We start from the raw sequence: 15,554 nt of genomic DNA on the forward strand, positions 1-15,554 counted from the left end.
CCGACGGGGACGCCGCCGGCGCCGCCGAGGCCGCACCGGGGGTGGCGGCTCGTTGCGGCGCTGATTGCGTGCGGCTGCGGCTCGTTCATAGGCGTTGGGTTCTGTGCGACTGCTCTCCGCCTCCGACTGCGCCAGCCGTTGGGGGTCGGCGGCCAGGTCGGCGATCACACCGCGGGCCATCCGGGCCAGTCGCCGCTCGTCAGAGTACGTCAGCCGGCGGGGCAGCTCGTGCAACGGCACCCACGCCACCTCGCTGACCTCGTAGTCGGCGTCGGACAGCTCTCCGCCGGTGCTGCGCAGCAGATAGTGATGCACGGTCTTGTGGATCCGCCGGCCCTCGCTGACGAACCAGTAGTCGATCTTGCCGAGCGGGGCGACGACGGTCCCCTCGATCCCGGTCTCCTCGGCTACCTCGCGCACCGCGGTCTGTTCGGCGGTCTCCCCGGTCTCGATGTGGCCCTTCGGCAGCGACCACATCATCCGGCCCCGCCGATCCACGCGTCCGATCAGTGCCGCCGCCAACTCGTCCACCGGCAGTTCCAGATCGGAGATCACCAGACCGCCCGCGGACGTCTCCCGCACCGTGCGCAACCGTTCGGTCCGCTCCGGGACCACCCGGTCGGGGGTCATGCGGGCACCGCGCCGCCGACCGCGGGCCGGCGGCTTGGGGGCCAGTGGCGTGGCCGTGTCCTGGGACAGGCCGGTGCGCGTGATCTTGGCGGTCATCACCGCCATGTCGGACGGCTTCGGCGGGGTGACCCGCACACCGCCCTTGCCGGATCCGTTCTTTCCCGCACCGTTCTTGGTGGGTCCGGGTTTGACGGCAGAGGGTTTGACCGCAGAGGGTTTGACGGCAGAGGGTTTGGGAGTGCCAGGCTTGTGACCACCGGGTTTGGGCGTCCCGGACTTCCCGCCCTTGAGATTGCCGGTCTTGGCATTGGACGGTTTGTGGCCGCCCGGCTTGGGGTCACCGGACGGGGCGCCGGCCGGCGCGGTGGCCGCTCCCGGCCCCTCGGCGCGCGGACCGGTGTCGGCGTCGGAGCGGGAGTCGGGGTTGCGGCGCCGCCGGCGGCCCCGCCGGGAACGTCGACGTCCCTGACCAGCGGTGCCGCGCGGATCGTCGGCGCCGGATGCCCGGCCGGCGAGTTCTGGGGTGCGTCCACCGCCGTGATCGGCGGCGTATCCACCGGAGCGGACGTCACCGGTGACGTCAGCGGGGTCGGTGGAGGAATCGGTGGACACGTCTTCGATGCTAGCGGCTGGTCACCTGCTGTTTGCCCGCATGGTGCTGCTGCCGGGTGGCCCCGCGTGTCCCGCCACCATCGGCTGTGCACCCGCCGCGCCGTCGGGCGATTCGGTCGGGACCGGGCACGCCGGTAGGCTGACGTGCCGTGACAGACCGAACCGGGGGCGTGCCGACCGGGGACACCGACGAGCGCCGGACGCGGCTGCTGGCCGCGGCAGCGGTGACGCTGCGCGGGATGTCGGACATCCTGCAACCGCTGGGCGTGCTGTTCGCCGACGCCGGACACGAGCTCTACCTCGTCGGCGGATCGGTACGCGACGCCGTGCTGGGCCGCCTCGGCACCGACCTCGACTTCACCACCGACGCACGCCCTGAGCAGGTACAAGGGCTTCTGTCCGGCTGGGCCGAGGCACTCTGGGATGCCGGCATCGAGTTCGGCACGGTCAGCGCCCGCAAGGGTGATCTGATCCTGGAGATCACCACCTACCGCGCCGACAAGTACGACCGGGTCGGTCGCAATCCGGTGGTGACCTTCGGTGAGTCGATCGACGACGACCTGGTCCGCCGCGACTTCACCATCAACGCGATGGCCGTCCGGATCGGCCGCGACGGCGCCGAGGGTTTTCACGATCCGCTGGACGGGATGTCGGCGGCACTGGCCGGGATCATCGACACCCCCGCCACCCCGCAGGAGTCCTTCGACGACGACCCGCTGCGCATGCTGCGCGCCGTGCGCTTCGTCTCCCAGCTGGGCTTCACCGTCGCCCCGCGGGTGTCACAGGCGATCACCGACATGGCCGTCGAGATCGAGCGGATCACCGCCGAGCGGGTCCACGCCGAACTCGACAAGCTGATCACCGGCGAGCATCCGATCGAGGCGATCGAGCTGATGGTCGACACCGGCCTGGCCGACCGGATCCTCCCCGAGGTCCCGGGTATGCGCCTGACCATCGACGAGCACCACCAGCACAAGGACGTCTACCAGCATTCGCTGACCGTGCTCCGGCAGGCGATGGACCTCGAGGACGGCGACCCCGACCTCGTGCTCCGGTGGGCGGCGCTGCTGCACGACATCGGCAAACCCGACACGCGCCGACACGAGCCGAACGGTGGGGTCAGTTTCCATCACCACGAGGTGGTCGGCGCCAAGATGGTCCGCAAGCGGATGCGGGCGCTGAAGTATCCCAAGGCGATCGTCGAGGACGTGGCGACACTGGTGTTCCTGCACCTGCGGTTCCACGGTTACGGCGACGGCGCCTGGACCGACTCGGCGGTGCGGCGCTACGTCACCGACGCCGGACCGCTGCTGGACCGCCTGAACAAACTGGTCCGCGCCGACTGCACCACCCGCAACCGTCGCCGTGCGCGCCGGCTGCAGGAGAACTATGACGATCTCGAACAGCGGATCGCCGCCCTGCAGGCCGCCGAGGACCTCGACCGGGTGCGACCGGACCTCGACGGCAACGCGATCATGGAGCTGCTCGGACTCCCGCCCGGACCCGCGGTCGGACAGGCATGGCGATTCCTCAAGGAACTGCGTCTCGACCGGGGGCCACTGAGCCGTGACGAGGCCGAGGAGGCGCTGCGCGTCTGGTGGGCCGAGCAGCAGGGCTGAGCCGGGCGCGAGCGGCATGCGTCGCCGGGAGGCCTGAGGTCGGCTTCGCCGAGGATCGAGGTCGGGGCTTGCGGCCGGCTCGATCCGGGCGATGACTCAGTCGTCCGGGTGGGTGAGCATCTCCACCGCGGCGGGCACGATCTCGAACACCGCGGGCAGGTGTCCCACCACGTCCCCGTCCACGCTCACCGGCGCAGGCGGATCGCAGTACAACTCCACCTCACGTCCGCGCAGGGTCGTGACCCGCGAATGCTCGATGTGTCGTCCCGAATACATGCGCGGCAGATTGCGGGCCATGGTGAGCCGGGCGAATCGTCGCGGCGGACCGGCCAGGGTCACGTCGAGCATCCCGTCCTCCATCGACGCGTCCGGGGTCACCCGCATCCCCGCCCCGTAGCTGTTGGCGTTGCCGATGGTCGCGAACATCAGGTCGTGCTCGGAATGCTCTTCGTCGACGCGCACGTAGTAGTGCCGAGAGTCGAGGACGTTCATCGAGCGGAGCGTGGCGATCGGGAACCGGAACTGCCCGCGGGGCCAGCTCATCCGCAGCGACTTGGCGGCCACCAGCGCGTCGAAGCCCGTCGCCGCCACCGACGCGAACAGGCTGGACGTGCCGTCCGGGAAGGTCACGCGACCGAGGTCGACGGTGCGCCGGTGCCCGGCCACGATGACGGCGACGGCCGCGTCGGGGTCGTCGATCGGGATGTCGAGGTGGCGGGCGAGGTCGTTGCCGTGTCCGGCCGGGATCACCCCGATCGGGGTACCCGATCCGAACGATCCCTCGAGGACGAGCCGCAGTGTTCCGTCACCGCCGCACGCCGCGAGTGCACCGGTCCCACCGCGGGCGGCGGTCCCGGCGGCCTCGAGGACATGTGCGGCATCGGCGGTCAGCACGAGTTCGTGGCCGACACCGAGGCTGCGGAGCGCCCCCACGGCCCGGTGGGCGATCCGCCGGCCGGCGCCCTGGCGCGAATGCGGATTGGCGATCACGGTCACGTGATCGACAGGGGTGGTGCTCACGGTCATTGGCGCCTGCAGGGTCCCGGGGTCGGTGATGGCGGTTCGCTAGAGTGTGCCACACCCGCAGTATCGTCAACGAGCCGAATTGTCGGTTTGGACAGTGTGGCCGAGGGTGTCCGGATCGACCGGAATCCGACGCGGCATCGAGCCCGCGGACCCCGCCCCCGACACCCTCGATCTCAGTAGCCCATGGTGCGCAATGCGTCGGCCAGCCGGTCGAGGTCTTCGCGCTGCACGTCGAGATGCCCACTGATCCGCAGCACGGTCTGGTCACCGGCGAGCGGTGCGCGCCAGGAGTCGGCGGCGGTCACCAGGATCCCCACCTCCTCGAACAGCCGATCCCGTGCGGCGTGGACGTCGGAACTCTGCCATCCCGGTGGCGGACCCAGCGTCACCAGGGCCGATGGTTCGTCGGCCGGCTCGAGGATCTCCCAGCTGCCGATCCCGTCGAGGCGCTCACGGGTGGCCCGGCCGATGGCTGCGAGCTCGCGGTACACACGCTGCTGGCCGACCTGCTGCAGTTCGGCGACGGCCACACCCAGCCCGAGCCGTCCGGCCAGGAATGCCTCGGAACTGTCGATGTCCACCGAGCGCAGGGAGTCGCGTCGCACCGCGAGGAAACCCACACCGCGCGGCCCGGTGAGCCATTTGCGGCTGGTGCCGTACACCACGTCCGCGCCGGTGACGGTCGGGACATGCCCCACCGACTGCGCCATGTCGACCACCACCGGGACCCGCGCGGCATGGGCCACCTCGACGATCCGCGGCACCGGTTGCACCACCCCGGACATCGAGCCGACGTGGCAGATGTGGATGAAGTCGGGCTGCTCGAACTGCAGCATGTTCTCCAGTGCGTCGACGTCGACGTGCCCGTACACGTCCCCGTCGGGCAGCGGGCGCACGGAGTAGCCCCGGCGGTCGAATTCGACGAGGTTGGGGCCGAACTCGTTCTTGGCGACCCACACCGTCGACGACACCGGCAGACTCCAGCCGGTCAGCAGCGCGCGCAGCGCGGCGCGGGCACTCTCCCGGAAGGTGATCTCGTCGGCGGTGTGCCCGATCAGCGACGCCAGGTCGCGGGTGTCGCGGGCGAGTTCGTCGGCACGGTCGTCGGCCGCCACATACGATCCGCGTTCGGCCTCCCGCCACAGATGTGCCGAGATGGTGCCGATCACCGCATTCGACGACCGGCCGGCCGACGCCGAATCCAGGTGTGTCATCGCAGGGTTGAGTCGCGCCCGGTGGAAGTGTTCGCCGAGAACGCTGACGTACATGGTTTCTGAACCTACCGTGTGCCATCCGTGCCGGTGAAGGTCGGAGGTGGTGAAGGTCGGGGGTGGTGAAGATCGGGGTGGCGAAGGTCCGGGGAACCGTGGAGGTCGGGGGGAACCGCGGAGGTCCCCGCTGCGTCCAAGACTCATGGATCCGGTCATCGAGTACGTGTTCGGCACCGGCGACGGTGACCCGACCGCCTGGCACAGCCCCGCCGACGCCGATCCGGACGCCGACGGTATCGCGGAGGCGGTGCGGCTGGACTTCGACGGTGACGGTCGCATCGACGATCTGATGTGGGACACCGATGGCGACGGGATCGCCGACGTCGCCGCCCTCGACACCGACGACGACGGAGAACCCGATGCGTTCTATCGGGATCGGGGGACGGGGATCTGGGGGATCGCGGTGGGGCGGCCGGCGGAGACCGGCGGGTCCGCGACACCGGCACCGCACACCCGGACCGACCCGCCGACCGGGACGGATGCGCCCGCGGAGCCAGGACCGCCGGGTGCCACGCGTGTGCAGACACACGACCTCGACGGCGACGGCTCCCCCGACATCGAGATCGTCGACGTCGCGCCAAGTGCGGGTGAACTCGGGGGTCGTCGGCTCTACGTCGACGAGGACGGAGACGGTGACCCCGACCGCGTACTGATCGACACCGATGCCGATGGCGTCGCCGACACCACCTACGACGCGTCGGCGCCGGGGTTCGGCCGATGAGGTCCGCCGGGTGCGTCGCCGACCGATGCCGTATCCGGTTCGGGGTCGGTCGGGATCGGCAGGTGCACGGGATGGATCCACCGCACCGCGAGCACGCCGAGCAGGTAGATCACCACGCCGACCAGCACCAGCACCACCGACCGCCCGTCGGCGGGGATGACCAGCGCGGTGAGGATCATCGCCACCACATAGGCGACGTTGAACACGGCGTCCTGCACGGAGAACACCTGTCCGCGGACGGTGTCGTCGACGTCCACCTGCATCGCGGCGTCGCCGCAGAGTTTGGCGGTCTGGCCGACCAGGCCGATCACGACGGCCACCACACAGAACACCGTCATCGAGAACGACAGCAGCGCCAGCTGTGCGAGTGCACCGAGGGCGAGCGCCGACATCAACGTGGCCCGCCGACCGATCCGGGCCACCGCGATCGGGGTGGTGATGGCGGCGAGGAAGGCACCGGCGCCCACGCAGCCGAGGACCAGCGCGATCCGGCCGAGACCGTCACCCTGACCGGCCTGCCGTGCGAAGACGAACAGGGTGAGGGTGTTGAGCCCGAAGACGAGGCGATGGAAACCGATCGCCGACAACGCGGCCGCGGCCGAGCGCCAGTGCACCACCGCGCGGATACCGTGCAGGAAGCCGACGGCCACCGCGTGGACGGCCGAATGCCCGGCGTCGTCGGGCTCGTCCGGTCCGAGTTGCCGGGGTGGGAAGCGTCGGGCCACCGCGGCGGCGAGCAGCGCGGCGAGCACGCCGACCATCGCGGTCTCCGCGCTGCCGACGTTGTCGTCGCCGACCATCATCCGGACGAGCAGGGCCACACCCGCGCCCACCGACAGCATCGCGCCGCCGAGGGTGGTGAACAGCGCGTTGGTGCCGACGATCACGTCGCGATGGGTGACATGTGGCAACGCCGCCGACAACCCGGACGCGACGAACCGGCTGGCCCCGGTCACCAGCAGTGCGCTCGTCAGGACGACGACGTCGGGACTGCCCGCGGCGATCACCACGGCCACCACCGCGATCATCGCGGCCCGCACCACGTTGGCCCACAGCAGCACCATGCGTCGGTCCCAGTGGTCGAGGAGGGCACCGGCGAACGGCCCGATGATCGAATACGGCAGCAGGAGCACCGCGAACCCGAGCGCCGCGGCGAGCGGGTCGGCGTGGCGTTCGGGATTGAACAGGACACCGCCGAGCAGGGCGGCCTGGAAGACGCCGTCGGTGAACTGGCTGATCAGGCGAACCGCCAGCAGCCGGCCGAGGCCCGGCGAATGACGCAACGACGCGGCGAAGGTATGGAAGGAGGACACGCCATGAGTCCTGCCTGATGTCACCGGACCATATTACCGATCGTCGCCCGGCGGGACATGCCACAATGAATCCTGTGGACGGTGGTGACGACGCGGACGATCCGACCCCTGATCTGCCCGGTGGGACAGCAGACGCGGCCCGGGACATCGAATCGGCGAATCGTGTTCGGGCAGGCGCACTCCTGATCTCCTCGGCCGATCTGCTCGAGCCGACCTTCGCGCGCACGGTGATCTATGTGATCGAGCACAACGATGCGGGCAGTCTCGGTGTGGTGATCAACCGGATGAGCCAGACGGCGGTGCACAACGTGATGCCGGCGTGGACCGATCTCGCCGCCTCCCCGCGCGCACTGTTCGTCGGCGGTCCGGTCAAGCAGGATTCCGCGCTGTGCCTGGGTGTGATCAAACCGGGTGCCGACATCACCGGTTTCGAGGCGATCCGGCCGGTCGCCGGACGGGTGGCGCTGGTCGACCTCGACGCCGACCCGGAACAGCTGGAGACCGTCCTGGAAGGAATCCGGATCTTCGCGGGATATGCCGGGTGGGGTATCGGGCAGCTCGACGCCGAGATGGACCAGGACAGCTGGGTGCTGGGCTCGGCCTTGGCCCGTGACGTTCTCGCCCCGCCCGCCGCCGACCTGTGGTCGGAGGTGCTGCGCCGCCAGCCCTGGCCGCTGTCGTTGCTGGCCACCCGCCCCCTGGACACGTCGGTGAACTGACCCGGCTGCGGCTGCCCCCGGCATGCCCTGTCCGGTGTGATGACCTGAACCCCACCTTTCGGACATCGGTGATCGGTGTCACACCCGACTGATATCGTTCTGCGAAATCGTCTCAGTTCGGGGGTCATGGGATGCGGGTTCGGGGTGCGCTGGGCGTCGTGATGGCATCGGTGACGGCCGTGATCATGACACTGGTCGCGGGGCCGGGAGCGGCGATGGCGTCCACGCCCGACGGCGGGGCCGCTGCCCAGCGCTGGCTGGCATCCCACGACGGACCGCAGCCGAACGCCGGGGTCGCCATCACCTGGGATGTCCCGATCCGGATGAGCGACGGCACGGTCCTGCGGGCCAATGTCTACCGGCCGGCGAATGCCGCGCAGCGTCCGATAACCGGCAAGACCCCGGTGATCGTGAACATGACCCCCTACACCAAGCTGGTCAGCGCGGTGGGCGCCGCGGCGCTGCAGCATCCGGTACTCGAACCCTTCCTGCAGCAGATCACCGGGGCGATCGATCTGCACGGCACCCCGATCGACGGCATCACCGACATCGCCCAGACCTTGCACGACGGCGGTGCCCGCACCTTCGCCGTCGACTACGACCTCGTCCGCAGCGGCTACACGATGGTGGTCGTCGACGTCCGCGGCACCGGGTTCTCGCAGGGCAGGTGGGATGTCTTCCAGCAGCGTGAGCAGCAGGACACCGTCGAGGTGATCGACTGGGCGGCACACCAGCGCTGGTCCGACGGCAACGTCGGCATGGCCGGTGTCTCCTATTCGGCGATCAACCAGATCCAGGCCGCCAACAAGCGTCCACCCGCACTCAAGGCGATCTTCCCGGTGGAGCCCGGTGGGGATCTGATCCGCGACATCGTCGCCCCCGGTGGCGCGCTCGGCGTGGGCTTCCTGCCGATGTGGCTGACCCTGATCAACACCAGCAAGATGATCCCGAACGTGGCGTCCATGCTGAACGGCACCTTCGACTGGAAGTGGCTGGCCGACCGCATCTCCGATCCGCTGACCTTCTATCCACAGCTGTTCGCGGCGCTGCTCACCCCCGACGTGCGGTCCATCCCGCCGGAGCTCGGTGACCTGCTGGCGAACGGCACCGCTCCCCGCGAGGCGTGGCAGGCGCACGCCGAACGGATCACCACCCCCACCTTCATCTACGGCGGATGGTTCGATCTGTTCACCAACAGCGAGGTCAAGATGTACAACGGCATCCCGTTGCCGCCGGGAAAGAAGCAGCTGATCATGGGCGACGGCTACCACCTGACCATCGGCGGCGGACAGGGTCGGCCGGGTACCCCGCCGCGCCTGGACGTGCTGCAGAAGGCGTGGTTCGATCGCTGGCTCAAGGGCGTCCACAACGGCATCGACGAGTACGGGCCGGTCAACCTGAAGCAGGTCGGTGACCCGTGGATCACCGCACAGCAGTTCCCCCGCGCCGGAATGACCCGTCAGCGCCTCTACCTGGGCGACAAGCGCAGCGGTACCGCACCGCATGCCGTCGCCGACGGCAGCCTCACCACCGCGGTGCCGTCGTCGCGGGGCCGGATGACCATCTCCCCGGGCGTGCTCACCGTGTGTTCTCGTGACTCCGCCCAGCAGACCGCCGGGGCCACGGCGGTGTTCGGGTTCTGTGCCGACGACGCGCGGATCTCCGAGCGCAACGCACTGAGCTTCACCAGTGCCCCGGTGCCGACCACACGCAGCGTGAGCGGCTATTCGTCCGTACGCGTCAACGCGGTGATGGACGCGACCGACGGCTACTGGACGGCCACCCTCAACGACGTCGCACCCGACGGGACGTCCAAGGTGATCAGCTCCGGCCAGGTGATGGCGTCGTTGCGCGCCTACGACCGCAGCCGCTCGCAGTTCGCCCCCAACGGTGACGTGATCGACCCGTTCTACGAGCTCACCCTCGCTTCCCGGCAGCCGGTGACACCCGGCAAGGCGGTGTCCGTCGACATCGGGCTGCTGCCCACCGAGGCGCTCATCCGTGCCGGGCACCGACTGCGTGTGGACGTGTTCGCGATGAACCTGCCGCGCGGGTTGCCGCTGCGCCCGTTGCTCAACGAGTCGCAGCTGCGTCCCGAGCACATCCAGCTCGACCCGAACCGGCCCAGCTTCGTGAACCTGCCCCTGTCCACGCCGATGTGAGTCACCGTTGCCGGTCGTCGCGTGGTGCAGTGCCGGTCAGGACCGCGGACGACGGCGATGAGACGGATTCGGGCATGTTCCTCTGATCGGTTTACTCTCGGGGTGTGACCGCGTTGGCTGACTGGCTCATCGAGCTCATCCGGTCGGTGCCGGTGTGGGCGGTGTACCTGATCGCTTGCGCGGTGGTGTACTCCGAGACCGCGGTGCTGATCGCCGGTTTGATCATGCCGAGTGAGGCGGTGCTGCTCGCCGCCGGTGTGGCCGCGGCGGTGGGCCCGGCCAACGTCGGATTGCTGATCGTGGCGGTGTGCGTGTGTGCGGTGGCCGGCGATATCACCGGGTACTGGTTCGGACGGGTCGGCGGGCATCGGCTCAAGGATTCTGCGCTCGGCCAGAAGTTCGGTGAGCACCGCTGGGAGCAGGTGCAGCAGCGGCTCGACTCGTCCGGGATGATCGTCGTCAGCACCGGGCGCTGGGTGGGCTACGTCCGGACGCTGGTGCCGCGGGTGGCCGGGATGTCGCGGATGCGGTTCGTCCGGTTCGGGGTGGCCGATGTGATCGGCGTGGTCAGCTGGGCCACCACGGTCCTGCTGGCCGGGTACTTCGCCGGTGCGGTGCTGGGCGCCACCATCCTGCTGTACGCGGTGATCGGCATGGTCGCCGTGGTGCTGGCGTATTCACTGGTCAAGGCCTACCGATCACGCCATCGGGTGGTGGTGGAGACCCCGGTCGACACGTCGTCGTCAGCGCAGGGGTTCGCCGGCGGCCGCGGCGGCGTCGGCCTCGCGGCCATACCGACTCGCGAGCCACGAGCAGATGATCAGCTGGACCTGGTGGAAGATCATCAGCGGCAGAACGATCAGCCCGACCACTGAGCCGGAGAACAGCACCGTCGCCATCGGCAGCCCCGTGGCCAGACTCTTCTTGGTCCCGCAGAACTGGATGGCGATCGCATCCTCGCGGGCGAAGCCGAGCCGCCGCGGCAACCAGCCGGTCAGCCACAGCATCACCACCACCAGCAGGGTGGCGATCACCGTCATCGCGATCACCTGCCAGGCGTCGACGATCGACCAGATGCCGTTGCGGACGCCTTCGCTGAACGCGACGTAGACGACGAGCACGATGGAGCCGCGGTCGACCAGCTTGGTGGGTTCGGCGAATCGCTGGAAGAATCCCTCGACCAGCGGCCGGCACAGCTGGCCGACGATGAACGGCACCAGGATCTCGAGCAGGATCTTCAGGATGGAACTGCCGGTGATGTGCACCCCGTTGGTGTTGCTCATCAGCAGCACCACCATCAACGGTGTCAGCACCACCCCGAGCAGGTTCGACGCGGATGCGCTGACGATGGCACCGGGCACGTTGCCGCGGGCGATCGAGGTGAACGCGATCGACGACTGCACCGTCGACGGCACCAGGCACAGGTAGAGCACACCGATCGCCAGATCGTGGCCGATCAGCGGCCGCAGGACCGGCTGCAATGCCAGCCCGACCAGCGGGAACACCACGAACGTGAACGCCAGGATCAGCAGGTGCAGACGCCAATGGGTCAGGCCCTCGAGCGCCTGACGGGGATGCAGCCGGGCGCCGTAGAGGAAGAACAGGAAGCCGATGGCCACCACGACCACCCAGTCGAGGACGTCGGCGACGGTCCCCCGGGCGGGGAAGAACGCGGCGACGACGACCGCGGCGAGGATGGAGAGGACGAATCCGTCGACCGGGGATCGACTCAGCAGACCACGCACGGGCCGGGGATCAGGCCTGGACGGCGGTGTCGCGGCTGCAGGCGTCGCGCAGGGTGCACGCGCCACAGCTCGACTCACCGCAGGCGTCGGCGTTCGCGGCGGCCCCGGTGCTCGCGGCGGCCGGCTGTACGGCATGGCCGTCGGCGGCATGCGCGTCGCCACCGGAACAGCAGGAACAGCCCGCGGCGTCGTGCTCGGTCAGCATCCAGCGCACCGATCGCACGGCGACACCGCTGACCATGCCGACGATCACCAGTGCGGCGACCAGGGCACCGAGCCCGAACAGGACCGACCAGCCGCTGCCGACGCCGAGGGTCAGCAGTCCCCCGCCGATCAGGATCACGGCGGCACCGAGGGTGCCGGGTGCGGCGACACGGTTGGCCGCGGCGAAGGCCTCATCGGATTGCAGGGTCTCGGTGGAGCGGACACCGAGCCACCGGTTGCGTCGCAGGGTGCCGCGCAGCCCGGCGACGCCTACCACCACCCACACCAGGGCGAGGGCGAACACGCAGACGGCGACGACAATGGACACAACACTCACCAGACCACCATACGATCACCGCGGCGACTCGGGGAAACCGGCCGACGTGGGGAAACCGGATTCCCCCGAAATCGGATCCGGCGAAACCGGGTCCCGTGGCGCCCCCACCGCGTCGGCGGCGTTCGGGTGCTCATTTACGCTGGTGGGGTGACTAGCGCCGATACCTCGAGCACCAACACCGCCGCACCCACCGCCTCCGGTGGCGACGGCGGCACGGCGAATCCGCACCGGTACACCGCGACCCTGGCCGGTGAGATCGAAGGCCGCTGGCAGCAGCAGTGGACCGAGCGCCACGCCTACGAGGCACCCAACCCGGTCGGTCCGCTGGCCGGTGACATGTCGGCCTTCGACGGCTCGGGCCCCGAGGCCGCCGACAAGGTGTTCGTGCAGGACATGTTCCCGTACCCGTCGGGCGCCGGCCTGCACGTCGGGCATCCGCTGGGCTTCATCGCCAGCGACGTGTTCGCCCGCTACCAGCGGATGACCGGCAAGAACGTGCTGCACACGATGGGCTTCGACTCCTTCGGCCTGCCCGCCGAGCAGTACGCGGTGCAGACCGGCACCCACCCGCGCACCACCACCGAGGCCAACATCGAGCGCTACCTCGCGCAGATCCGCCGCCTGGGCCTCGGCCACGACGAGCGCCGCCGGGTGGCCACCACCGACGTCGAGTTCTACCGGTGGACGCAGTGGATCTTCCTGCAGATCTACAACGCCTTCTACGACGCCGAGCAGGGCAGGGCACGCCGCATCTCCGAGCTGGTCGCCGAGTTCGACGCCGGTACCCGCGCCCTCGACGACGGCCGCGTGTGGGCCGATCTCTCGCCCGCCGACCGGACCGCCGTCGTCGACTCGTACCGCCTTGTCTACCAGAGTGATTCGCTGGTCAACTGGTGTCCCGGTCTGGGTACCGTGCTGGCCAACGAGGAGGTCACCGCCGACGGCCGGTCCGATCGCGGCAACTTCCCGGTCTTCCGTAAGCACCTGCGGCAGTGGATGATGCGGATCACCGCCTACTCCGATCGCCTGCTCGACGATCTCGACCTGCTGGACTGGCCGGACAAGGTCAAGACCATGCAGCGCAACTGGATCGGCCGTTCGCGGGGTGCGCAGGTGCGCTTCCCGGTGCCGGGGATCGCGGCCGCGGACGGCGCCGAGGCGGTGATCGAGGTGTTCACCACCCGCCCCGACACGCTGTTCGGTGCCACCTACATGGTGCTGTCCCCCGAGCACCCGCTGGTCGATGCGCTCACCGCGGCCGAGTGGCCCGCCGGCACCGACACCCGGTGGACCGGTGGCGGTGCCACCCCGGCCACCGCGATCGCCGACTACCGTGCGTCGATCGCCGCCAAGTCCGATCTCGAGCGGCAGGAGAACAAGGAGAAGACCGGTGTGTTCACCGGTACCTTCGCCACCAATCCGGTTGACGGACGCCAGGTCCCGGTGTTCATCGCCGACTACGTGCTGATGGGCTACGGCACCGGCGCGATCATGGCCGTGCCCGCCCACGACGGCCGCGACCACGAGTTCGCCACCGTCTTCGGTCTGCCGATCATCGAGGTGATCGGGTCGGATCAGGGTGTCGTCGACGAGGCCTATGTGGGTGACGGACCGCTGGTCAACTCCGGTTTCCTCGACGGACTCCGGGTCGACGAGGCCAAGGCCGCGATGATCGAGCGGCTCGAGGCCGACGGCACCGGCTCCGGCACCATCCAGTACAAGCTGCGCGACTGGCTGTTCGCCCGTCAGCGGTACTGGGGCGAGCCCTTCCCGATCGTCTACGACGCCGACGGCAATGCGCATGCGCTGCCGGAATCGATGCTGCCGGTGGAGCTCCCGGAGGTCGACGACTACGCACCGGTGTCCTTCGACCCGGACGACTCCGCCAGCGAGCCGAGCCCGCCGCTGGCCAAGGCCACCGAATGGGTCACCGTCGAGCTCGATCTGGGTGACGGCCTGCAGACCTACACCCGCGACACCAACGTGATGCCGCAGTGGGCCGGCAGCTCCTGGTATCAGCTGCGCTACATCGACCCGACCAACTCCGAGGAGTTCTGCGCCAAGGAGAACGAGGCCTACTGGATGGGTCCGCGGCCGCAGCTGCACGGCCCGAACGATCCGGGTGGCCTGGACCTCTACATCGGTGGTGTGGAGCATGCCGTGCTGCACCTGCTGTACTCGCGGTTCTGGCACAAGGTGCTCTTCGACCTCGGCTACGTCACCAGCAGTGAGCCGTATCGAAAGCTGTTCAACCAGGGCATGATCCAGGCGTACGCCTACACCGACGCGCGCGGCATCTACGTGCCCGCCGACGAGGTGACCGAGACCGACGGCACCTTCTTCTACGACGGTGCCGAGGTCAACCAGGAGTACGGCAAGATGGGCAAGTCGCTGAAGAACTCGGTGACCCCCGACGACATCGCCGCCGACTACGGCGCCGACACCCTGCGCCTGTACGAGATGTACATGGGCCCGCTGGATCAGTCGCGCCCTTGGGCGACAAAGGATGTCGTGGGTCTGCAGCGGTTCCTGCAGCGGGTGTGGCGTCTGGTGGTGGACGAGGAGACCGGCGCCGTGCGGGTCGCCGACGTCGACGCCGACGACGAGACCCTGCGTCTGCTGCACAAGACCATCGCCCAGGTCCGTGAGGACTTCGCCGAGCTGCGCAACAACGTGGCCGTCGCGGCGTTGATCAAGCTGACCAACCACCTGACCAAGAACTTCGAGAAGTCCGGTGCCCCACGCGATGTGGTGGAACAGCTGGTCACCATGCTCGCGCCGCTGGCCCCGCACATCGCCGAGGAGCTGTGGAATCGTCTGGGCCACACGGATCTGCTGGTGCACGGACCGTTCCCGGCCGCCGAGGACAAGTGGCTGGTGGAGGAGTCCATCGAGATCCCGGTGCAGGTGAAGGGTAAGGTGCGCAGCCGGATCCGGGTCTCACCCGATGCCGACGAGGCGACCCTGCGGGCCGCCGCGCTGGCCGACGAGAAGATCGTCGCGCTGCTCGACGGTGAGCCCCGCAAGGTGATCGTGGTTCCCGGCCGCATGGTCAACGTGGTCCCCTGATCCACCCCTGACGTCCATCGGGCGCCCGATCACACCGATCGGGCACCCGATTGCGTTGACCGGGCCCCCGATCTCGTTGACCGTGCGTCCGACCCCGTTCACTGGGCACCCGATTGCGTTGACCGG

11 protein-coding genes and 1 pseudogene are annotated in these 15,554 nt (G+C 69.3%); 6 read left to right on the top strand and 6 right to left on the bottom strand.

The window, feature by feature from the left end; translation table 11 throughout:
- The coding region (locus tag GD1_RS24980) for an NUDIX hydrolase (protein ID WP_059036532.1) at positions 1-1,242 on the bottom strand (1,242 nt) is incomplete at its 3' end.
- Positions 1,243-1,391: 149 nt separating this feature from the next.
- Between GD1_RS24980 and GD1_RS07400 the strand changes: the two genes are divergently transcribed.
- Positions 1,392-2,861, top strand: coding sequence for a CCA tRNA nucleotidyltransferase (locus tag GD1_RS07400; RefSeq protein ID WP_053777255.1), 1,470 nt, complete (start codon positions 1,392-1,394; stop codon positions 2,859-2,861).
- A 96-nt stretch (positions 2,862-2,957) separates the two neighbouring features.
- On the opposite strand, the gene GD1_RS07405 is transcribed toward GD1_RS07400, so the two are convergent.
- Complete coding sequence (locus GD1_RS07405) at positions 2,958-3,881, bottom strand: diacylglycerol/lipid kinase family protein (RefSeq protein WP_244882578.1); 924 nt, start codon at positions 3,879-3,881, stop codon at positions 2,958-2,960.
- A 179-nt stretch (positions 3,882-4,060) separates the two neighbouring features.
- Complete coding sequence (locus GD1_RS07410; RefSeq protein ID WP_053777254.1) at positions 4,061-5,155, bottom strand: aminotransferase class V-fold PLP-dependent enzyme; 1,095 nt, start codon at positions 5,153-5,155, stop codon at positions 4,061-4,063.
- Positions 5,156-5,300: 145 nt separating this feature from the next.
- Between GD1_RS07410 and GD1_RS07415 the strand changes: the two genes are divergently transcribed.
- The gene (locus GD1_RS07415; RefSeq protein WP_059036534.1) at positions 5,301-5,879 is read left to right on the top strand and encodes a hypothetical protein; all 579 of its coding nucleotides are present in this window, start codon (positions 5,301-5,303) and stop codon (positions 5,877-5,879) included.
- On the opposite strand, the gene GD1_RS07420 is transcribed toward GD1_RS07415, so the two are convergent.
- Positions 5,846-7,216 carry an MFS transporter gene (locus GD1_RS07420; RefSeq protein ID WP_059036535.1) on the bottom strand — a complete coding sequence of 457 codons (1,371 nt, stop codon included), beginning with the start codon at positions 7,214-7,216 and terminating at the stop codon, positions 5,846-5,848. The genes GD1_RS07415 and GD1_RS07420 overlap by 34 nt on opposite strands.
- Positions 7,217-7,257: 41 nt before the next feature.
- On the opposite strand from GD1_RS07420, the gene GD1_RS07425 reads away from it, so the two are divergent.
- From GD1_RS07425 to GD1_RS25400, 3 genes and pseudogenes are all read left to right on the top strand, one after another.
- Positions 7,258-7,911 (top strand): YqgE/AlgH family protein, encoded by a 654-nt coding sequence (locus tag GD1_RS07425; RefSeq protein ID WP_059036536.1) that lies wholly within the window; start codon positions 7,258-7,260, stop codon positions 7,909-7,911.
- A 131-nt stretch (positions 7,912-8,042) separates the two neighbouring features.
- Complete coding sequence (locus GD1_RS07430; protein WP_059036537.1) at positions 8,043-10,073, top strand: CocE/NonD family hydrolase; 2,031 nt, start codon at positions 8,043-8,045, stop codon at positions 10,071-10,073.
- Positions 10,074-10,297: 224 nt separating this feature from the next.
- A pseudogene (locus GD1_RS25400) lies at positions 10,298-10,615 on the top strand (DedA family protein); the annotation flags it as partial.
- Positions 10,616-10,816: 201 nt separating this feature from the next.
- On the opposite strand, the gene GD1_RS07435 reads toward GD1_RS25400, so the two are convergent.
- Positions 10,817-11,818 carry a bile acid:sodium symporter family protein gene (locus GD1_RS07435; protein ID WP_059036538.1) on the bottom strand — a complete coding sequence of 334 codons (1,002 nt, stop codon included), beginning with the start codon at positions 11,816-11,818 and terminating at the stop codon, positions 10,817-10,819.
- Positions 11,819-11,828: 10 nt separating this feature from the next.
- A complete protein-coding gene (locus tag GD1_RS07440) occupies positions 11,829-12,359 on the bottom strand; it encodes an SdpI family protein (RefSeq protein ID WP_059036539.1) in 531 nt (176 codons plus the stop codon).
- A 147-nt stretch (positions 12,360-12,506) separates the two neighbouring features.
- Between GD1_RS07440 and leuS the strand changes: the two genes are divergently transcribed.
- Positions 12,507-15,428: a leucine--tRNA ligase gene (gene leuS, locus GD1_RS07445; protein WP_059036540.1), complete on the top strand. Its 2,922-nt coding sequence runs from the start codon at positions 12,507-12,509 to the stop codon at positions 15,426-15,428.
- Positions 15,429-15,554: the final 126 nt, after the last annotated feature.

The sequence above is a fragment of the Gordonia desulfuricans NBRC 100010 genome (assembly GCF_001485495.1).
Taxonomy (GTDB): Bacteria; Actinomycetota; Actinomycetes; order Mycobacteriales; family Mycobacteriaceae; genus Gordonia; species Gordonia desulfuricans.